Raw genomic sequence first — 19,779 nt, forward strand, 5'->3', positions numbered from 1 at the left:
TCGTCGCACTATGTGGATTGTCTCCACAGAAGAAGTACCGCTATGTGCACTATCTCTAGCCGCTGGTGAGGAACAGCCCCTGCTCGCGCAGTTGCACGACACGCATCACGATGATTCCGATCGTGACCACGGTGACGGCGCTAAAAGCGATCCAGCCGATCCGGACTGCTTTCAGCCGATCTTGACCCGCACCCAACCACTGCGGCACGTACAGGAATGCGGCAGCGGCAGCGGCGCCTGCCAGCAGACCACCCGCGTGTCCCCAGAACGAGATGCCTGGCAGCGAAATGCTGATGATCACATTGATCGCGATCACCGAGATGATCGGGACCGGGCTACGACGCAGACGCAACAACAGAACGGCCTGCGCGCCCATGATGCCGAAGATCGCACCCGAAGCACCCGCGGTCCACGACAGCGACGTCACCGACGCAAAGACCGGTTGAAACGCCATCACCGACGCGCTGCCACCGACCAGCGACACGAGATAGATGCTGATGTACCGGGAGCGGCCCATCACGATCTCCGTGTCGCGGCCAAGGATGTAGAGCGCATACATGTTGACGGCCAGATGCAGGATTCCGAAGTGCAGGAATCCCGACCCGATCAGACGGAACCACTCGCCGCCCGCAACCAGTGCGGGGTTGAGGGCCCAGTTCGCGAAGATCGACGAATCGACCTGATTGTTCATGATGCTGCGCGCCTGCACGAGCGTCGCCAGGAACGCCAGGACGTTGAGGCCCATGAGCGTGTACGTCACGACCGGCACCGGCCGCGCCTGCGTCACGGTATTGCCCGCGACGCCACGCACGGGTCGAACATCGCGTTGACCGGCAGCTACACAGTCAACACATTGGTAGCCCACCGCAGCCTCACGGAGGCAATCGGGGCACGCCGGGCGGCCGCAACGATTGCAGGAGAGAGCAGTGGGTCGATCTGGATGGCGGACGCACCGCGGTTGGGGCGGGAGGCCCTCACTCGCACCGCCGCCCCAACCGGGGTTAGTCATCTTCGTTGTTTACCTGTTCAGGAGATGGTGATGCTGTTGATGACGACCGGCTCGACCGGGCGATCGGAGCGATCGACCGCGGTGGAGGAGATAGCGTCGACAACCTTGCGCGACTCGTCGTCGAGAACCTCACCGAAGATAGTGTGGCGACGGTTCAGGTGCGGCGTCGGGCCGGTGGTGATGAAGAACTGCGATCCGTTGGTGCCCGGGCCGGCATTAGCCATGGCGAGCAGGTAGGAGCGGTCGAACTGCAGTTCCGGGTGGAACTCGTCGCCGAACTGGTAACCCGGGCCGCCACGGCCGGTTCCGGTGGGGTCGCCACCCTGGATCATGAAACCGTCGATGACGCGGTGGAAGACTGCGCCGTCGTAGAACGGTCCGGTCTTGGCGCCGGATGCGTTCTCGGTGGAGTATTCCTTCGAGCCGTCGGCCAGGCCGACGAAGTTCTCGACGGTCTTCGGCGCATGGTTGCCGAACAGAGCGATCTTGATGTCGCCGCGGTTCGTGTGCAGCGTTGCGGTTGCGGTCTGATGAGTTGAAGTCACCACCCCATCGTGCCATTGTCTGGCTTCCGATGGATGTGAGGCTGCCAAACCGGGGCAAAAGCCAGCGTTCAGGCTTTCCCAGGCGATCGCCAGTTTCACGGAACCTCGTTACCAGGGAGCGCTGGAATCATTCGAGATGCGCACATCAGCGCAATCACCAACGAAAGGCACACACCATGGACCTGAGCTACCTGACTGATCTTTTCGGCGCCTTCACCGATCTCTTCAGCGCCCTCGATTTCTTCAGCGGATCGCTCGGCTGACACCACACCTGCACTGACCACGCGCTGTTGAACTGTGGGGCTGCGCTCCCGCCCGACTGTGGCTCCACAGCTCAACTACCGCAACAAGATCTAACACATCGACGTGAAATCCAGCGGCGCGGCGGGTAGATGGCGTCCCCGTGGAGTGTCGTCCACCAGAATCCCGTCATGGACGACGACGTGACCACCGACAACAACGGTCACCGGCTTTCCGCGCAGCCGCCGACCTTCGTAGGGCGTGTAGTCGGTGGCCATGTGCAGGTCGGCGTCCGAGACGGTCCATTCCAGATCCGGGTCCCAGATAGCTACATCGGCATCGGAACCCGGCATGATCGAACCCTTGCGCGGATAGAGCCCATTGGTGCGAGCCGGATTGGCAGCCGTCAACTGCACAAAACGACTCGGCGACAGACCGTTGGCCGCAACAAACTTCGAGAATACGACGGGCAGGCGAGTCTCGACGCCAGGCAAGCCGTTCGGCATATGACGAACATCGTGGCGGTGTTGACGCTTCTGAACGGTGTCGTAGCAGCAGTGATCGGAACCGATGGTCGTGATGTGACCGGTGAAGAGGTGCTTACCCAATCCGTCGACGGTACCGCGTGAACGCAGCGGTGGGCAGCACACAAATCGTTCCGGTTCTGAGCCTTGGTACTCCGAATCATCCAGTGTCACATGATGTGCCACGACCTCGGTGAAGGCTACCAACCCACGCTTGCGAGCATCGGCAACCAGTTCGACAGCCGCCGCCGACGATTGATGCACAAAGTACACCGGCGCCCGTTGCGATTCCGCAATAGCCAATACTGCTGCTACCGAGGCTGTTTCAGCTAATTCCGGACGCGTGGCCGCCATCCCGGCCGCATCGATGTGCCCACAACTGGCGGCGGCATTCTGCGCGTCACCGACAATGGCGTCCGATTCGCAGTGAATGATCACCATGCCACCAAGATCACGCGTGGTTTGCATGGTGCGCAGAATGGTGTGTTCGTCGGCCATCGACTCGCCAGCATAGGTCGTGAACATCTTGACCGTGCGGATTCCGGCGGCAGCCATCGTTGCCAGTTGATCGGCCGTTGTATCGTCCCACTCGACGACACATCCATGCAGAGCCGAATCACACAGACCCTCGGTGGCTTTGGTTCGGAGCTTGTCCGCAGCATCCAACGGATCCTCACCCGGCCGGGGAATCGCAAAATCGATGATGGTGGTGGTGCCGCCGAAAACAGCGGCGGTGGTGCACTCGGCGTACGAATCGAGCGACGTGAACTCGCCCGACGTGAATCCGACATGACAGTGCGGATCCACCCCACCCGGCATAACCAGCTTCCCCGTAGCGTCGAGCACCGTCGCACCGTCCGGAATCAGCCCGCCCGGCTCGGCTATTGCAATGATTTTGCCGTCGCGCATCACCAGATCGGCAAGCCCGCTCCACGACGACTCCACCACCGTTCCGCCCCGCACAACAGTGAGTGGGGAGGTGGTCACGACTTACTCGCAAGGTACGCACGCCAGCCGCCGCGGTCGCTGATGTCCACCACTTCGGGACGATCCAGCCACTCGGCCCGCATGCGCATGGACAACGACCCTCGTCCGTCGGCAAGAAGAATCACGCCCAGTTCCAACTCCTCCGGCTCACGGGGCAGCAGTTCGAGTCGAAGGAGGTCGTAGTCGACCTCGTACAGCTCACCGGGCACGGTGAATCCACCTTCGGCCACCGGGTGCAATCCGGGGAATTCGTCTCGCACGGAGAAGAACTGGTAGTTCGGCGCGGTATCGGCCGCACCCAGGAACGTTGCCCCTGCCAGCGCGTCGTTCAGTGTTCCGCCGGACAGTGCTTGCCCGTTCACGAACATCGTCACGGTTGCCATTCTTGTCTCCTCTAGTTCGAATAACGTTGGTATCAGTGAGAGGCGGTCAGTCGCGCCGGCCCGAAGGAACTGACATCGACAGCCGGTTCCTTGCCCTGGACCAGAGCTGTGAGGACGTCGGCCCACAGCGACGCAAAGGTGAACGAATAGGTTCCACCCGCAACAAAAACGCCTGGTGCACTCTCGAGTTCACCGATGATCGGCAATTCGTCCGGTGTGGTCACAACCGGGCCGGTCCAGACGTCGGACAGCTCGATCTCACCGAGGCCCGGCATCAACCGCCCAGTCTGGGCGAGATTGCCCGCTATGCTCTCCTCGCGGATCGGTGCCGCACCTGCAGTCCGGAACTGTCCTGCGGGCCATCCACCGCCGAGCACTATGCGATTGCGCCTGTCCTGCTTGATCGAAATACCCTCACCGACGTGCTGTACCAACACATTCAAGGTTTCGGGCGGGGCGGCAAGGGTGTGCATTTGCAGCGACAGAGCCCGCAGTTCCAGTTGCACGTCGACCATCGCGGCGACCTCTGCCATCCACGGACCCGCAGCATTGACCACGTGGGGTGCCTGCCACGTCCCCTTCGCGGTACTGACGTTCCAGGATTCACCGATCCGCTCGATTGCCGTGACCTTGGTATCGGTAGCCAGCTGCGCACCACGAGCGACCGCTTCCGCCAGGAGAGCCGGGCCCGCGATATCGGGTTCCGCGTAACCGTCCAAGCCGCACCAGCTGGCACCGGCAATGGTCGATCCGAGCAACGGAAGCTCTTGGCGTGCTTCGTCACCGGTGAGAAGACGGGTCGGAATTCCAACTTCCCGTTCCCATTCGTGCTTCTGTGCCAGAGCGTCACACTGCTCCTCGGTCTCGGCAACCATGTAACCGCCGCAGCGGACGAGGCCGACACCGCCGGGAACATCGTGCTCGAGCTGATCCCACAACTGACTCGCCGCTAGCTGCAGTGGAAGCAGACGACGCACATCCAGTGCCACACCCTGACCGGGTCGGCGCGTGTGAATCGTCTGAATGTGCAAATTTCCGGCCGTCGTTCCCGATCCGGCGCAATTGGGTACCGACCGATCAAGCACCACGACGCGGAAGCCTGCATCGGTCAGTCGAAATGCCGCTGCAGCTCCCACAATTCCGGCACCGATGATCACGACATCGACCTCGCTGGTCATGAACTCGGTTGGCATGGGCTCAGTGGACATGTGTGAACTCCTTCGACGTATGTGCGCTGGCTTCGGCTATGCCGGATCGATCGATGATCGACTGCAGGGCTTCGATGATGCTCGGGTCGGTGACCGGCAGCAGCGGTTCCCGCACGTGACCGCCTGGCTGCCCCAGCAGGTTCATGACCGCTTTGAGCTGGGGAATCGGTGACGCGTGAATGCCGCTGTAGTCACCGTTGATCAGCGCACCGGACAGTGCGCGGTAACGGTCGGCCCATTCCTGCGCTGCCGCAGCATCTTTTGCGGCAACAGCGCGATAGAAGGGGACACTGAAGGGAGCGCCGACGCCACCGCCGTCGATGTTGCCGTCACCACCGAGTTCGAGAAGCGCGGCCAGTCCGCGGCGATGCAGGAAACTACCGAAAATCCTTACCTGCGAAGAGAACTGCTCGACGGTGTCGAGCATGCTCAGCCAATCGCCGGTGCTGTCCTTGATCGCCACCACATTCTCTAGATCCGCGATGCGGGCGAATAATCCGGGAATCTTACCCATGTCCACCGAGACCCCGCGCGGCCAGTTGTACGCCATGAACGGTAGATCTGTTGCTGTGGAAACACTTTCGTAGTACGCAACCGTTTCGTCGGCCGACGTGTGAACGTACGGCGGCGGGGTCGCAAGAATTCCGTCCGCACCGGTGCCGGCCGCGTGCTTCGCGAGTCGCCGTGATTCGTCAGCCGTGTATGCGCTCACTCCGATCAGCACGGGGAAGCGACCACTCACGGCGCTCACTGCCACCTCGGCGACAAGTTTGCGCTCGGCATGGGTCTGGGAAAACCACTCACCGGTGCTGCCGTTGATCAGAACTCCGTCGACGCCCATGCGTGCGTAGAGATCCATGAGCTCGGCAAATGCATCGACATCCACCGCTCCAGCAGCGTCGAACGGGGTGGGAGACGCGGGCCAATAGCCCGACCAAGCGACATCGTCGCGATTCATAGAAGTAGACCTCTCGATGGAGATGCACAGACTGTGCGAATGGGATCGATTCCATACATTGCTCCGAACCGGTAAAATCGTCAAGCCAGGAAACAGACTCGTAACACGGGCATAGTCGAATGAAGCAACCACGCAGTCAATGAAGCCAAGAGGACACGATGACAGTCACCCTGATCGATGTCGCAAACGCCGCCGGTGTTTCGCGAAGCACTGCATCACGCGCATTGAGTGGATCGGCGTTGATCTCTCCGCAGACCAGGGCGGCCGTGCAGGAAGCCGCGCGCAAGCTGCAGTACCGCCCCAATCGCGCCGCGAGCGCGCTGCGCTCCCGGCGGTCACACCTCATCGGTCTCGTGATGAACAACCTGCTCAACGCGTCGTTCCACACGGTCGCCGAAGTAGTGCAAAAAAGAGCGTCGGACAAGGGTTTTCAAGTCATCCTCTGCATCACAGACGCTGATGTGTCGCGTGAACGTGACGTGCTCGAGATGCTGGCCGAGCACGGCGTGGACGGGACGATCGTGATCGGTAGCGGCCGTAACGCCACCGCGACCAACGACCTGCTCTCGGGAAGCGCCGTCGTCAACCTCATTCGGACTGTGGAAGGCAGCAAAGCACCCAACGTTCTTGCCGACGACATCGACGGTGCCATGTTCGCTACCCGTCATCTACTCGCACTCGGCCACCGCAACATCGGCTATATCGGCGGCACCGACGACGCGACGTCCGGCCGTGAACGGTTCGAGGGATACCGCCGCGCGCTGGCAGAGTACGGCGTCGAGGTGGATGAATCACTGGTCAGAAAAGGCTCTTTCACAACGTATTTCGGAGCCGAGGCAATAGGTTCCCTGCTCGATCACGCGCCGAAGATGACTGCGTTGTACGCCGCCAACCACGAAGCGGTTTTCGGCATCCTTCCCACCCTCGTCGGCCGTGGCGTGAGCATTCCGAACGAGTTGTCCCTGGTGTGCCACGAGGACATGCCGTGGCTAGAGATGTGGCAACCCGCGATCACCACGATTGACAACGGTGCAGTACAACTGGCCAATGTCGCAATGGATCTTCTTTTCCAGCAAATAGATTCGGGGAAACTCGGCAAAGAAGACCATGGCCGTACCTACCGGATCGGCTCGACGCTGATCGACCGAAATTCCTGCGCGCCACATGACGGAGGTCACTGAAAACAGCAACGATCGTGGCGCACGACACGCTGTTTCGTTAACAGTTCGTTTCGTCGGTATCTCTCGCGTTAACGGCGTTGACCCTTCATCAATCGCGTGCCAAGCTCAGTGCAATCGATCCCATGAAACTGATTCGGACGATTCAGAGCCTCCCCAAAATGTGCTTTGGAGCCCGAAAAAAATGTAGGCGGAAGCCACTCCCGAAAGGCAACTCGAAAAATGCGCAGAATCCTCGCAGTCGCAGCCGCCACCGCTTTGGCAGCCACCCTCACAGCCTGTGGATCGGGAAGCGACGACACTGCCGCTCCCACCGACTGCACCCCCACACTGGGATCATCGGACCTCGCAGAAGAAGGCACCCTCACCATCGCCACCAACGCCACGCTCCCACCGATGCAGTACGTGGACGAGTCAGGCAAGGTCGTCGGAATGCGCGTTGACCTGGGCAAGGAGATCGCGAACCGCCTGTGCCTGCGCGCCGACTTCGTCAACATCGAGTTCGACGCCCAGATCCCCGGCGTGCAGAGCGGCCGTTGGGACATGATCGACACCGGGATGTTCTACACACCGGCTCGCGCCGAGACCATCTCGCTCGTTCCCTACGAGGTTCAGGCGGTCTCCGTCTCGGTACCGGCAGGAAACCCCGAGTCCATCTCGTCCGTCGACGATCTGGCCGGTAAGACCATCGCCGTCGAGGCACCGGGATACGAGTTCGACACGCTCAACGCATTGAACGAGACATTCAGCGCCGCCGGCAAGCCGACCATGAACGTGCAAACCTTCAAGACGAATGCTGATGCTTACCAAGCACTTTCGGCAGGACAAGCGGACGGGGCGGCGATCGTGAGCTCGGTAACCTCCTTCTACCAGAAGGACGGCCGCTTCGAGACGGGCGTCGACGGCATCAACAACTCACCCTTGGCCCTCGGATTCTCCCAAGGCAGCAAAACTGCCGTCGAGGTGGCGCGCGTCCTCACCGACATGCGTGCCGACGGCTACCTCCCCGCTCTGTTCGAGGAATACGGCGTCGACGGTTACGACGGCGATATCTCCGTCAGTACCGGCCCGCTGCAGCCCTGAGCTCCGCTCATCTTCAGCCCTGAGCTCCGCTCATCTTCAATGCTGAGCTCCGCTCATCTAGCCGAAAGGTAACCCCATGTGGTCCTGGGATGCATTCTTCTCGATCTTGACCAGTAAGCAGCTGCTCGAGGGCGCATGGGTCACCATCTGGCTCACTGTCGTCAGCATGGTTCTCGGCCTGATGCTGGCCGTCGTCGTTGCTGCGGCACGCTCCTCCCGCTGGTGGATTCTGCGGGCAATTGTCGGCTTCTACGTGTGGTTGATGCGCGGCACTCCCCTACTGGTGCAATTGGTCATCATCTATACCGGCTTGCCTCAGGTGGGAATCAAGCTCGGAGTCATCGAGTCCGCCCTACTCGGGCTTGTTCTCAACGAAGCCGCCTACCTGTCCGAGATCGTCCGGTCCGGACTGATGTCGGTGCCGGCCGGTCAGACCGAGGCGGCCCGGGCGCTGGGCATGTCGCCGTTCAAGGTATTCCGAGTTGTAGTGCTACCCCAGGCATTTCGCGTCATGATTCCGCCGCTGGGCAACAGCTTCAACGGATTGCTCAAGACCACAACCTTGGTATCGGTCATCTCGGTCCAAGAGTTGTTGCGGCGCACACAGTTTCTGGTACAGGTCAACTTCCGAGTACTCGAAGGCCTGTGCGCGGCGGCTCTGTACTTCCTCGTCCTGACCACTGCCTGGGGAATGATTCAGCGTGTACTCGAAGCCCGCGCCGGCCGGGGATACGACCGTAACTACAAGCGCAAGAACACTTCCGGCGATGCAAAAGTCGCCGAGTCGGCTCAGCTAGCGGAAGCAGTGAACAGATGACCACCACCGACATTGCCGCCGCCACAACGGTTGTTCGCGTCGAGAACATGATCAAGTCCTTCAACGACGTCCGGGTACTCGACGGCATCGATTTCAGCGTCGCCGAGGGCGAAGTTGTACTGCTGCTCGGACCGTCCGGTAGCGGCAAGAGCACCCTCCTGCGCACCCTCAACTGCCTCGAGATCATCGACTCAGGGATCGTCGAAGTATGTGGCGAATCGATGGGCTACGTCGACAGCAACGGCAAACGGCGCTTGCGCAGCGAAGCACAGATCGCGAAACAACGGCAGGGCACGGGGATGGTGTTCCAGAATTTCAACCTCTTCCCGATGATGACCGCTGTGGAGAACGTCGCAGCCGGCCCACGTCACGTACAGGGAGTACCCAAGGACGAAGCCCAGGCGCAGGCGCGCGAACTCCTCGCCCTGGTCGGGTTGTCCGACAAAGCCGAGAACTACCCCTCCCAGCTCTCCGGCGGACAACAACAACGCGTGGCCATCGCCCGAGCACTGGCCATGAAGCCGAGCGTCATGCTTTTCGACGAGCCGACCTCGGCGCTCGACCCGGAAATGGTCAAGGAGGTGCTTGACGTGATGGTCCGGCTTCGCGACGAAGGTATGACCATGGTGGTGGTCACCCATGAAATGGCATTTGCCCGCGCTGCCGCGGATCGCATCGTTTTCATGAGTGACGGCAAGATCGTCGAAGACGCTGCTCCGGATCAATTCTTCGACAACCCTCGGAATCCTCGCACCCGGGCGTTCCTGGGGCAGATCCTGTGACAAAGTGGAGTCATGACACGAGTGACCGAGTCCCTCAGCAGCCAGCTTCCCGACACATTCGACCAGGCCGTGGCCCGCGTCGAAGACTCTTTCGAGGAAACAGCAACCCGCATCAAGGAATCTGACGCAGCCGACAACGCCCGTCGCATCGCCGCTGTGGTCGCCACGGCAACTGCCCGTGGCGCCGGACAGCTCGGCCTGTTCCTGGGCCGTCAGAGCGCTGTTCTCGCCAAGAAGGGCGTGGAGTGTGCAAAGTCCCTCCCCGCCAAGTCAGCGGCGCGCGCAGAGCGTGAACCGAAGCCGCGTGGACGTAAGCGCATCGGCCTGTTCGTCATTGCCGGTGTGGCTGTGATCGGTGGAGCTGTTTTCTACAAGAGCCGCCACCGCGAGCACCCGCCGGTAGCGTCGGCTCCGCCGCGAGTTGACGAACAGACTGCGTAGATCTTGAAGCAAAGAGGCCCGGAACACAGTGTGTTCCGGGCCTCTCTTCGTTGGTGAGCGCCAGTCAGCAGTTCGACGGCGCCGGAACGTTGTTGAACCGATCGATCATGTAGCCGATGGATTCCGGTGTTCCCGTGATGTACGGGGCTAGATGGCCCAGTGCAACACCCGGAGCGACAGAGGGCAGCTCGTTGACGGAGAACTGCACCGTCGCGCCGTTGCTGCACCATTCCCGCGCGAGTTCCTGTCCCTGGCCGAACGGCACGATGTCGTCAGCTCGCCCGTGCTGGATCAGGACCGGCGACGTCGGCGTCAGGTTGCCGATCTTCTGTTCTGCCAGGATCCCCTGTGCAACGGGCAAGCGATCGAGCACAACCGACAACGATTCGCCCGACTTCGTGAACTCCGACGTCTTCTGGAAGGCAAATTGCAGGCCCGTCTCGCCGACGCACTGATTTTTGGTCGCCGCGAGCATCGCGCGTCCACGATCGTTGATTTCCGCGTCGAGTAGCGGCTCCACGTCGGGGTACTGAGCCACGATTCCGTTGAGCGCGTATCCGATCAAGCCGGTGAGAAATGTGCCGTCGATCTGCTCGAGGGTGGCTTCCAGATCAGCCGGAGGAGCGCCCGCGTACGTGCCCTTCAGATCGAGCTCCGGGGCGTACGACGGCTTCAGCTCCGTTGCTGCAGCGGCAGCGCCGCCACCCTGCGAATAACCCCACAGGCCGACGGGCCCGTTGTCGGGAATGCTGGTGTTCGGAAGTTGCTGCGCAGCCCGCACCGAATCGAGGACGGCGTGCGCTTCGGCGGCGCGGTTCACGTACGTGTGGTCGCCCGGCGTTCCCAGCCCGTCGTAGTCGGTGACCACAACGGCAATGCCGTTGAGCAACAACATATTCACCCAGATGGACTCGTAGCCGACCATCACGTCCGTCGGAAACCTGTATTCCAGTCCGGTGTTGAACAGCTTGGACGGGGCACACTGGTCACCTTGTCCGTGAGTACCTACTGCGCTGGCAACCAGTGGACGCGCCCCCTGCCCGGTCCACGGGTTTGTCGGCTCGAGGTACGTGCCGGTGACTGCAACGGGAGCACCAGTGGCGTCTTCGCTGCGGTACATGATCTTGGTGGCGGCAGCCGGCCACGGACCATTCGATCCCGGCACGCTGAGAAGCAAGGGCGTCGGCTCACTGCGAATGAGGTCGCCGTTGCCCCCGGCGGGCAGTTCAGTCGGCGGAGTGTAGAAATCCGCCGGCTCAGCTGCCGCGAACGGCGCCGTTGCAGCACTGACCACCAGTGCTGCAACGGACAGGCCTGCTGCCCACCACATTCGGTTCTTCACGTTCACGTTCTCCCCACGTCGTTTGCACTGTGCTCTGACACACAGTGAACGCAGGGTAACATATACCGCAAAACAAACTTACCGGTAAGGAAAGAACCTTAGAGTCGTTGCTGTACAGCTACTTTCACCTATTTCGTCGGCTCCACATTGTTGGTCAGGAGCGCACGCAACTGCTCGGTGTTCTCCGGCGTCCACGTCGTCGGATGCAAGATGTTGGCCCACATGTCCGCGGCATCTTCGCCGTAGTTGTGCCCATGACCCGACGGAACATCCGCCGAGAACACCATGTCGAGCGTGACCTGCCAGAACGTCACAAGAGGAATCCACGTCATACCCGGATCGACGTCGCGGCCCTCCGGCTTTTCGCTCAACCAGTCGGGCTTGTTGAGGAGGAGGTCGAACGACCACCACGTGATGGGGTCACTGGCGTGCTGCCAGTAAACGATTCGATCGTCAGCCCAGTCGGCCTCGAGCTCCAGGTCGATCGGATCAGCGGCAAAACGGATCGACTCGCCGCCGTCGATCACGGGAAGAATCTCCCGCGAACCAGAGTCACGATTGTTCGTGATCTCCTGCCACTGCTCCGTGAAGTTGGGTGTGCCCACCCACAAAGCTCCGTCGACGCGCGTCATCATGTCCTGGTCCCCGGCAAAAGCGGCCTGGCCGCCGTACGAACCGAGGCTCTCACCGAACACGACCAACTCGGGACGCGTCTCCACGGGCAGGTTGATCCACTCCGCAAAAACAGCATTGAACAACGCGCGGCCGGCGACCATCGGTGTTTCGCGGTCCGCGATGAAGGCCAACGGACTCGGCAGGAACGAGTACTGCATCGATGCAATGGCGGTGTCACCGTCCTCGACATATTCGAACGCCGACGCCACATCCTCGTTGACCCAACCACGACCCGTGGTTGTCACGACGGCCAGAGTTCCGCGGTCGAACCCACCGGTGCGCTTGAGTTCGTCCACAACCCGGTTTGCCACGCCGCGAATCGAATCCGAGGACTCACGCCCGGCATACACGCGGATCGGCTGCTTCGCCTCACGCCCCGTCAGCGCCGTGATCTCCGCCGCAGTGGGGCCACTACCCATGAAGGTGCGCCCTTCCTGCCCCAGCGAGTCCCAGGCTTCCGCAGACATCGGTGAACCACTGCGTTCGGCAATGAGAGGCTGTTCGATGCCGTCCGGAGTTTCGGTATCCGCACCCGAGAAGCTCCAGTTCGCGAACGCGATCAACCCGTTGTACAGCGCACCGTTCACGACAAAGACAGCAAGAGCGAGAACCACAACAAGGCTGGCGACCTTCGCCGCTTCCTTCGGGACGAACCGCAATGCGAACTGCGAAAGGCGGTTCGTGGAATGGCGAATGCCGCGCGATGCCTCGAGCAGGATGAACCAGATGAACAGCGAAATAAGCGCAACCAGAAGGTAGTTTGCCGCACTGTCACGCGGCATACCGACAAGTTCACGGACGATCCGCTGCCACCGCGCCCCCAGAATCAAGAAGAGCGGAACTGCGATCACGGCCACCACCGCCATCGTCCGCCACGCGATCTTCTTCGTGCGCTCCGACCACTGCGGTTCGACGCCACACTTGCGAACCGTCCACGCGACCAGAGTTCCGATCGCGTAACCCATTGCCAGAGAAATACCCGTCGCGACGCCCTGCAAATACCACACTCGAGGCAGCAGCGACGGGGTCATCGACCAGGTGAAAAACACCAGCGCAAAGGCAAGGCCGACAGGATGAAGCGTCCCGCAATAGCGGCGTATGCGGTCCCACACAGATCTCATGCGGGAATCGTAAGCGCAGAGCGTCCCATTTCAGGCACGGTACCGCCCAGTCGGCATGCTAATTCTCACGATCTGGGTGCGCACAGACAAAAACACCCTCCCAGTTTCCCGGGAGGGTGTTTTCTTACTGTGGAGCCTAGGAGATTCGAACTCCTGACATCTGCCTTGCAAAGGCAGCGCTCTACCAACTGAGCTAAGGCCCCGTTCGGTTTTCCGACCGGAGTCAGAGTACCTATGTTCTAGCTTGTTTCCAAATCGTGCCAAACCTTGTCTCCGCGCTGACTTTTGATCAACTTGGTGACTACGAGAGACACCAGAATGCTAGCCCCGACAAGCAGGAAAACCTTCATTCCAGCAACCCTTCTTCGGCACAAGGAGTGGGCCTAGGAGGACTTGAACCTCCGACCTCTTCATTATCAGTAAAGCGCTCTAACCACCTGAGCTATAGGCCCCTGAACCGGTTTCAAAGATTACCCCACCGGCCCGCTAACACCAAAACGGGTCCGGTGGGGCAACGTTTATGCAGGTCAGTCGCGGTCTGCGAGAGTTACCTCGACGCCGCCAACCAAGTCGCTGCAGAGGTTGTAGATGAACGATCCGATCGTGACGAGCGCGGTGAACAACACCATGTTCGCCAAACCGATCACTGCGGAATAGCCGAAGACTTGCCCCGCTGTCACCAGTCCGTCGGATCCGCCATCGGACACGATGTCCGTAAAAGCGTTGTTCAGGCGGTCCCAGACGCCCATACCGTCCAAAACGACGTACAGAAGACCGACAGCCACCATCCACACGAAGAAAAGTGAAACCGAGATCACAGAAGTGATCTTGAGCGTGGACCACGGATCGATACGACGAATCTGCACCGTCGCCCGTAAAGGCCCCCCGCCGGACGCAGCCGCAACGGCAGCGACGTGATTTTTGTCACCAACGGCCGCCTGCGGCAGGGGATGCTTCGCCTCGGAGAGGTCCGGCATGTCCTTCGGCAGATCCTTACGGCTGATATGCCGAGTCGGACCGTCGATCGCCGCAGCCTTGGCCCGGGGACCGGCCGGAGCATTTCCGGCCGGTGCGTTGGGCCCCTTCGGCGGGGCAACCGTCTTATTCGCAACCGTCTTATTCGCCACAGTCTTGTCGGCGACGGTCTTGTTGTCGACCGCGTTGTTCATGGCCGCGTTGTTCATGGCCGCGTTGTTCATGGCCGCGTTGTTCGCGACCTTCGGAGCAGCCGTTCCCGTGACCACCGGCCGAGCCGGCGGCTGCGACGGAGATCCAGGACCTGTTGGCCGCTGGTTCGGCGGACCGACCGGCGGTTTCCCGGCAGCAGGTGCAGGCCCCTTCCGAACCTCGGGTCGCGGCGCAGCCGGACGGGTGATGTTGGTCTGGGGTTCGCGCTGCTGCACCCCAGGCTGCTGCGTAACAGGCTGCGGACCTGACTGCTGCTGACCACGCTGCCACGGCGGCGCCTGATTACCCCGTGCCTGATTAGCCGGTGCAGGCGCGTCAGGTGCCTTCGGGGCAGCGGGAGCAGCCGGTGCACTCTTCCCAGCCGCAGGCTGTGCCGACTTGTCGGCCACAGCCTTGGAATCGGCGGCAGAGCCGCTTGGCTTACCAGCGGCCGGAGGTTTCGAAGCCTCAACGGGAGACTGCGAGCCCCCTGCACCCGCCGGAGCAGCTGGCTGCTCCGGCTTTGGGGGCGTCGAACCGGAAGTGCTCGTGCTCTTCTGGTCACTGCCCGGCTGGTTGGGAGTGCTCACTAGGACTCCTTAGCTCCATCGGCATTGTCTGCACTGTCGGTGTTTGCGGCAGCGATCTCTTCGGGTTCGTCGGCGTTGCGCGCAATTGCGAGCAAGGTGTCGCCTTCGCCGAGGTTCATCAGACGCACGCCCTTGGTCTGGCGTCCGGCCTTACGAACCTGCTTGGCAGCTGTCCTGATGACGCCGCCGCCCGAGGTGATCGCGTACAGCTCGTCGTCGTCGTCGACGATGAGCGCTCCGACCAGAGTGCCACGTTTCTTGTCGTACTGAATGGTGAGTACGCCCTTGCCGCCGCGACCCTGGACCGGGTAGTCCTCCATGCCGGTTCGCTTGGAGTAACCACCGGAAGTGGCGACCAGCAGGAACTTGCCTTCACGGACGACGTTGAGCGAGAGCAGCTCGTCCTCGCCGTTGAAGCGCATGCCCTGGACACCGGACGTTGCGCGACCCATGGGCCGTAGTGCTTCGTCGGTGGCCGAGAAACGGATCGACTGGCCCTGTGCCGAGACGAGAAGCAGATCGTCGTCAGCGGAGCACAGAACAGCTCCGACCAATTCGTCGTCGCCGCGCAGGTTGATGGCAACGATGCCGCCGCTGCGGTTGGAGTCGAAGTCCGTGAGCTTGGACTTCTTGACCAGACCGTTGCGGGTGGCAAGTACCAGGTAAGGCGCGTCGTCGTACGTCTTGATCTGGATGACGGACTGGATGCGCTCGTCCGGCTGGAAGGCCAGCAGGTTGGCGACATGCTGACCTCGAGCGGTGCGGCTGGCCTCGGGCAGTTCGTATGCCTTGGCGCGGTAGACGCGGCCCTTCGTGGTGAAGAACAGCAGCCAGTCGTGCGTCGAGCTGACGAAGAAGTGCGAGACGATGTCGTCCTGCTTGAGGCCGGCACCCTGAACGCCCTTGCCGCCGCGCTTCTGCGAGCGGTACAGGTCGGTCTTGGTGCGCTTGGCGTAGCCGGTCTCGGTGATCGTGACAACAACGTCCTCACGGGCGATGAGGTCTTCGTCGTTGACGTCGCCGTCGGCGGCGATGATGCGAGTACGACGGTCGTCGCCGTACTTGTCGACAATTTCCTTGAGCTCGTCACGAACGATCGCGCGCTGACGCTCAGGCTTGGCCAGAATGTCCTTGTAATCGGCGATTTCGATTTCGATTTCGGCCAATTCGTCGACGATCTTCTGACGCTCGAGGGCGGCCAGACGACGCAACTGCATCGCGAGGATCGCGTCGGCCTGAATCTCGTCGACGTCGAGGAGGTTCATCAATCCGGCCCGGGCGACGTCGACGGTCTGCGACGCACGGATCAAGGCGATGACCTCGTCCAAAGCGTCGAGAGCCTTGACCAGACCACGCAAGATGTGAGCGCGCTCTTCGGCCTTGCGGAGCAGGTACTGGGTGCGACGGACGATGACCTCGAGCTGATGCGTCGTGTACAGACGGATCATCTGGTCGAGGCGCAGGGTGCGCGGCACACCGTCGACGATGGAGAGCATGTTGCAGCCGAAGCTGGTCTGCAGCTGGGTGTGCTTGTACAGGTTGTTCAACACAACCTTGGCAACGGCGTCACGCTTGACGGTGACAACGATGCGCATGCCGACGCGGTCGGAGGACTCGTCGTGAATGTCGGAGATGCCGGCGATCTTGGCGTCACGAACCTGATCCGCGATGGAGGTGATCAGGTTGTCCGGGTTGACCTGGTACGGCAGCTCGGTGATGACAATTGTGGTGCGGCCCTTGGCATCTTCTTCGACCTCGACCACACCGCGCATACGGACGGAGCCGCGACCGGTGGTGTAGGCGTCCTGAATACCCTGGCCGCCCACGATGAGGCCGTGCGTCGGGAAGTCCGGTCCCTTGACCCGCTCCATGACGGCAGCGAGAGTGGATTCCTCGTCGGCTTCGTAGTTCTCGAGTGCCCAGTAGATGGCTTCGGCAACTTCACGCAGGTTGTGCGGCGGAATGTTGGTGGCCATACCGACGGCAATACCGTTGGAGCCGTTGATCAGCAGGTTCGGGACGCGGCTGGGGAGAACCGTCGGTTCCTGCGTCTTACCGTCGTAGTTCGGTGTGAAATCGACTGTGTCGTGGTCGATTTCACGCAGCATCTCCATGGCGAGCGGCGTGAGACGGCACTCCGTGTAACGCATGGCGGCGGCGCCGTCGTTGCCACGGGAACCGAAGTTGCCCTGACCGTCGACGAGGGGGTACCGCAGCGACCACGGCTGGGCCATACGGACCAGGGTGTCGTAGATCGAGGAGTCGCCGTGGGGGTGGTAGTTACCCATGGTCTCGGCGACCGGACGGGCAGACTTCACATATCCGCGATCGGGGCGATTGCCGGTGTCGTACATCGCGTACAGCACGCGGCGGTGCACGGGCTTGAGGCCGTCGCGCACATCCGGCAGAGCGCGACCGACGATGACGCTCATGGCGTAGTCGATGTAGCTGCTCTGCATTTCCTGCTGGATGTCGACCGGTTCGATGCGGTCGTGCTGCGGTCCGTCCGGTGGCAACGTGGTGTCGGTCATGAGTTCACTTTCTTAAGAAGAAGATGGGGGCGAGCCCCTTGTGCGCCTTTGTGGTTGTCGGAGCTACCGGAAAGGCGCACAGGGCCGTAGGCCCTACACGTCGAGGAAACGGACATCCCTGGCATTGCGGATGATGAAGCTGCGCCGGGCCTCGACGTCCTCACCCATCAACACGCTGAACAGTTCGTCGGCGGCAGCGGCATCGTCCAACGTCACCAAGCGCAGAACGCGCACCGTCGGGTCCATCGTGGTTTCCCACAGTTCCTTGGCGTTCATCTCGCCAAGGCCTTTGTAACGCTGGATGCCGTCGTCCTTGTTGATCTTCTTGCCGGATTCGAGACCAGCCTTCACCAAGACGTCGCGCTCACGATCGGAGTACGCGAATTCCGGCTCGCTGCGCTGCCACTTCAGCTTGTACAGCGGCGGCTGGGCCAGGTAGACGTGACCGTGCTCGACCAGCGGGCGCATGAAGCGGAACAGCAGCGTGAGCAGCAGCGTCGCGATGTGCTGACCGTCGACGTCGGCGTCGGCCATGAGCACGATCTTGTGATAGCGCAGCTTCGCGATATCGAACTCGTCGTGGATGCCGGTGCCGAAGGCGGTGATCATCGACTGGATTTCGGTGTTCTTCAACGCGCGGTCAAGACGGGCCTTCTCGACGTTGAGGATCTTGCCACGCAGCGGCAGAATTGCCTGGTACATCGAGTCGCGGCCGGACTTGGCCGAGCCACCTGCCGAGTCACCCTCCACGATGTAGATCTCGGACTTTTCCGGATCGTTGGAGCGGCAGTCCGCAAGCTTGCCCGGCAGGCCACCGAGATCGGTCGCGCTCTTACGACGAACCAATTCGCGGGCCTTACGGGCAGCGATACGGGCCTGCGCCGACGAGACCGCCTTGTTCACGATGGTCTTGGCGTCAGCGGGGTTGGCCTCTAGCCAGTGCTGAAGATGCTCGTTGCACGCCTTCTGCACAAAGGACTTGACCTCGGTGTTGCCGAGCTTGGTCTTGGTCTGGCCCTCGAACTGCGGCTCACCGACCTTGACCGACACGATGGCCGCGAGACCCTCACGGATGTCGTCACCGTTGAGGTTCTGCTCTTTTTCCTTGAGCAGCTTCTTGTCACGGGCGTACTTGTTGACGACCGTGGTGAGCGCCGCACGGAAGCCCTCTTCGTGCGTTCCACCCTCATGCGTGTTGATGGTGTTGGCGAAGGTGTGCACGGACTCCGAGTAACCGGAGTTCCACTGCATTGCTACCTCGAGCTCGTGGCCCGTGCCCTTGGCCGTGAATCCGACCACCGAGTTGTGGATGGGGCTCTTGGACTTGTTGATGTGACGGACGTAGTCCTCGAGTCCACCCGGGTAGTGGTAGACGCGGGTCTTGGCCTTGCGCGGAGCGGCAGCAGCCGCTTCCTGCGTCTCGGCTGCCGACTTGGGTGCCTCCGCGACGTCGATCGATTCCTCGTCGACATCGATGACCTCGGCGCGCTCGTCGGTGAGCGTGATCGTCAGACCCTTGTTGAGGAAAGCCATTTCCTGCAGGCGACGCGCAACGGTCTCGAAGTTGTAGCGCGTGGTCTCGAAGATCTCGGGATCCGCCCAGAAGCTGACCGTGGTTCCGGTCTCCTTGGTGGCGGGACCTTGAATCAGCTCGCCGGGCTTGGAGTCCGTGTACGTCTGATGCCACTCGTAGCCGTCGACCTTGATGTCGACGTCGAGCCTGGTGGAGAGCGCGTTGACCACCGAGATGCCCACACCGTGCAGACCACCGGAGACGGCATAGGAATCGGAGTCGAACTTGCCACCGGCGTGCAGCTGAGTCAGCACGACCTCGACGGTGGGAACTCCGGACGCGTGCATTCCGACCGGGATGCCACGACCGTCGTCGACGACGCGAATTCCGCCGTCTTCGAGGAGGGTGACCTCGACCTTGGTGGCGTGTCCGGCCATCGCCTCGTCGACAGAGTTGTCGACGACCTCCCAAATCAGGTGGTGCAGGCCGCGCTCACCGGTGGAACCGATGTACATGCCTGGGCGCTTACGTACCGCTTCCAGTCCTTCGAGGACTGTGATGGACGACGCGTTGTAGTCCTTGCTGGAAGTGCTTGTATCTGACTTCTGGGCAGCCACGGGTTGGTAGCTCTCCTTCTCCGTCAATACTCGAGCGCAGCCGTCAGCAAGCCCTTGCGGGTGTCGTC

At 61.6% G+C, this 19,779-nt stretch carries 17 protein-coding genes and 2 tRNA genes; 5 read left to right on the forward strand and 14 right to left on the reverse strand.

Annotated elements, in window-relative coordinates:
- Nucleotides 1–55 precede the first annotated feature (55 nt).
- The 7 genes from RG2_RS25355 to RG2_RS25380 all read right to left on the reverse strand — a co-directional run bounded on the left by RG2_RS25355 (nucleotide 56) and on the right by RG2_RS25380 (nucleotide 5,854).
- Entirely contained in the window at nucleotides 56–1,009 is a 954-nt protein-coding gene (locus RG2_RS25355) for a rhomboid family intramembrane serine protease (RefSeq protein ID WP_033235324.1), read from the reverse strand.
- Between the two features lie 17 nt (nucleotides 1,010–1,026).
- Nucleotides 1,027–1,554 carry a peptidylprolyl isomerase gene (locus RG2_RS25360; RefSeq protein ID WP_033235424.1) on the reverse strand — a complete coding sequence of 176 codons (528 nt, stop codon included), beginning with the start codon at nucleotides 1,552–1,554 and terminating at the stop codon, nucleotides 1,027–1,029.
- Nucleotides 1,555–1,649: 95 nt separating this feature from the next.
- Nucleotides 1,650–1,838, reverse strand: a complete 189-nt coding sequence (locus RG2_RS31910) for a hypothetical protein (RefSeq protein WP_155276690.1) — start codon at nucleotides 1,836–1,838, stop codon at nucleotides 1,650–1,652.
- Nucleotides 1,839–1,907: 69 nt separating this feature from the next.
- Nucleotides 1,908–3,305 carry a dihydropyrimidinase gene (hydA, locus tag RG2_RS25365; RefSeq protein WP_033235323.1) on the reverse strand — a complete coding sequence of 466 codons (1,398 nt, stop codon included), beginning with the start codon at nucleotides 3,303–3,305 and terminating at the stop codon, nucleotides 1,908–1,910.
- On the reverse strand, nucleotides 3,302–3,688 hold the full coding sequence (locus RG2_RS25370; protein ID WP_033235322.1) for an allophanate hydrolase-related protein: 387 nt from the start codon (nucleotides 3,686–3,688) through the stop codon (nucleotides 3,302–3,304). The genes hydA and RG2_RS25370 overlap by 4 nt, the downstream gene beginning before the upstream one ends.
- A 32-nt stretch (nucleotides 3,689–3,720) precedes the next feature.
- The gene (locus tag RG2_RS25375; RefSeq protein ID WP_230590226.1) at nucleotides 3,721–4,896 is read right to left on the reverse strand and encodes an NAD(P)/FAD-dependent oxidoreductase; all 1,176 of its coding nucleotides are present in this window, start codon (nucleotides 4,894–4,896) and stop codon (nucleotides 3,721–3,723) included.
- Complete coding sequence (locus tag RG2_RS25380) at nucleotides 4,886–5,854, reverse strand: dihydrodipicolinate synthase family protein (RefSeq protein ID WP_033235321.1); 969 nt, start codon at nucleotides 5,852–5,854, stop codon at nucleotides 4,886–4,888. Before RG2_RS25380 ends, RG2_RS25375 begins: the two co-directional genes overlap by 11 nt.
- Nucleotides 5,855–6,012: 158 nt before the next feature.
- Between RG2_RS25380 and RG2_RS25385 the strand changes: the two genes are divergently transcribed.
- The 5 genes from RG2_RS25385 to RG2_RS25405 all read left to right on the forward strand — a co-directional run bounded on the left by RG2_RS25385 (nucleotide 6,013) and on the right by RG2_RS25405 (nucleotide 10,155).
- The gene (locus RG2_RS25385) at nucleotides 6,013–7,035 is read left to right on the forward strand and encodes a LacI family DNA-binding transcriptional regulator (RefSeq protein ID WP_033235320.1); all 1,023 of its coding nucleotides are present in this window, start codon (nucleotides 6,013–6,015) and stop codon (nucleotides 7,033–7,035) included.
- A gap of 219 nt (nucleotides 7,036–7,254) precedes the next feature.
- Nucleotides 7,255–8,115 carry an ABC transporter substrate-binding protein gene (locus RG2_RS25390; RefSeq protein ID WP_033235319.1) on the forward strand — a complete coding sequence of 287 codons (861 nt, stop codon included), beginning with the start codon at nucleotides 7,255–7,257 and terminating at the stop codon, nucleotides 8,113–8,115.
- Between the two features lie 76 nt (nucleotides 8,116–8,191).
- Entirely contained in the window at nucleotides 8,192–8,932 is a 741-nt protein-coding gene (locus RG2_RS25395) for an amino acid ABC transporter permease (protein ID WP_033235318.1), read from the forward strand.
- Entirely contained in the window at nucleotides 8,929–9,714 is a 786-nt protein-coding gene (locus RG2_RS25400) for an amino acid ABC transporter ATP-binding protein (RefSeq protein ID WP_033235317.1), read from the forward strand. Before RG2_RS25395 ends, RG2_RS25400 begins: the two co-directional genes overlap by 4 nt.
- Nucleotides 9,715–9,726: 12 nt before the next feature.
- Entirely contained in the window at nucleotides 9,727–10,155 is a 429-nt protein-coding gene (locus RG2_RS25405; RefSeq protein ID WP_033235316.1) for a hypothetical protein, read from the forward strand.
- 64 nt (nucleotides 10,156–10,219) lie between these two features.
- Here the strand turns inward: RG2_RS25405 and RG2_RS25410 are convergent, their stop codons facing one another.
- The 7 genes from RG2_RS25410 to gyrB all read right to left on the reverse strand — a co-directional run bounded on the left by RG2_RS25410 (nucleotide 10,220) and on the right by gyrB (nucleotide 19,711).
- A complete protein-coding gene (locus tag RG2_RS25410; protein WP_423815900.1) occupies nucleotides 10,220–11,485 on the reverse strand; it encodes a lipase family protein in 1,266 nt (421 codons plus the stop codon).
- Between the two features lie 140 nt (nucleotides 11,486–11,625).
- On the reverse strand, nucleotides 11,626–13,293 hold the full coding sequence (locus RG2_RS25415; RefSeq protein WP_033235315.1) for an alpha/beta hydrolase: 1,668 nt from the start codon (nucleotides 13,291–13,293) through the stop codon (nucleotides 11,626–11,628).
- Between the two features lie 130 nt (nucleotides 13,294–13,423).
- Nucleotides 13,424–13,496 (reverse strand) — tRNA-Ala (locus RG2_RS25420).
- A 175-nt stretch (nucleotides 13,497–13,671) separates the two neighbouring features.
- Nucleotides 13,672–13,745 (reverse strand) — tRNA-Ile (locus tag RG2_RS25425).
- 75 nt (nucleotides 13,746–13,820) lie between these two features.
- Complete coding sequence (locus RG2_RS25430; RefSeq protein WP_033235314.1) at nucleotides 13,821–15,050, reverse strand: DUF3566 domain-containing protein; 1,230 nt, start codon at nucleotides 15,048–15,050, stop codon at nucleotides 13,821–13,823.
- On the reverse strand, nucleotides 15,050–17,581 hold the full coding sequence (gyrA, locus tag RG2_RS25435; protein WP_033235313.1) for a DNA gyrase subunit A: 2,532 nt from the start codon (nucleotides 17,579–17,581) through the stop codon (nucleotides 15,050–15,052). Before gyrA ends, RG2_RS25430 begins: the two co-directional genes overlap by 1 nt.
- Before the next feature lie 93 nt (nucleotides 17,582–17,674).
- Nucleotides 17,675–19,711 (reverse strand): DNA topoisomerase (ATP-hydrolyzing) subunit B, encoded by a 2,037-nt coding sequence (gyrB, locus tag RG2_RS25440; RefSeq protein WP_033235312.1) that lies wholly within the window; start codon nucleotides 19,709–19,711, stop codon nucleotides 17,675–17,677.
- Nucleotides 19,712–19,779: the final 68 nt, after the last annotated feature.

Source organism: Rhodococcus globerulus NBRC 14531 (assembly GCF_001894805.1).
Taxonomy (GTDB): Bacteria; Actinomycetota; Actinomycetes; order Mycobacteriales; family Mycobacteriaceae; genus Rhodococcus_F; species Rhodococcus_F globerula.

What these genes read in the sequence shown, in the direction of transcription:
- RG2_RS25355 (WP_033235324.1), bottom strand. Translation starts at nt 1,009, where the DNA reads ATGACTAACCCCGGTTGGGGCGGCGGTGCGAGTGAGGGCCTCCCGCCC.
- RG2_RS25370 (WP_033235322.1), bottom strand. Translation starts at nt 3,688, where the DNA reads ATGGCAACCGTGACGATGTTCGTGAACGGGCAAGCACTGTCCGGCGGA.
- RG2_RS25375 (WP_230590226.1), bottom strand. Translation starts at nt 4,896, where the DNA reads ATGTCCACTGAGCCCATGCCAACCGAGTTCATGACCAGCGAGGTCGAT.
- RG2_RS25380 (WP_033235321.1), bottom strand. Translation starts at nt 5,854, where the DNA reads ATGAATCGCGACGATGTCGCTTGGTCGGGCTATTGGCCCGCGTCTCCC.
- RG2_RS25385 (WP_033235320.1), top strand. Translation starts at nt 6,013, where the DNA reads ATGACAGTCACCCTGATCGATGTCGCAAACGCCGCCGGTGTTTCGCGA.
- RG2_RS25390 (WP_033235319.1), top strand. Translation starts at nt 7,255, where the DNA reads ATGCGCAGAATCCTCGCAGTCGCAGCCGCCACCGCTTTGGCAGCCACC.
- RG2_RS25395 (WP_033235318.1), top strand. Translation starts at nt 8,192, where the DNA reads ATGTGGTCCTGGGATGCATTCTTCTCGATCTTGACCAGTAAGCAGCTG.
- RG2_RS25400 (WP_033235317.1), top strand. Translation starts at nt 8,929, where the DNA reads ATGACCACCACCGACATTGCCGCCGCCACAACGGTTGTTCGCGTCGAG.
- RG2_RS25405 (WP_033235316.1), top strand. Translation starts at nt 9,727, where the DNA reads ATGACACGAGTGACCGAGTCCCTCAGCAGCCAGCTTCCCGACACATTC.
- RG2_RS25410 (WP_423815900.1), bottom strand. Translation starts at nt 11,485, where the DNA reads ATGTGGTGGGCAGCAGGCCTGTCCGTTGCAGCACTGGTGGTCAGTGCT.
- RG2_RS25415 (WP_033235315.1), bottom strand. Translation starts at nt 13,293, where the DNA reads ATGAGATCTGTGTGGGACCGCATACGCCGCTATTGCGGGACGCTTCAT.
- gyrA (WP_033235313.1), bottom strand. Translation starts at nt 17,581, where the DNA reads ATGACCGACACCACGTTGCCACCGGACGGACCGCAGCACGACCGCATC.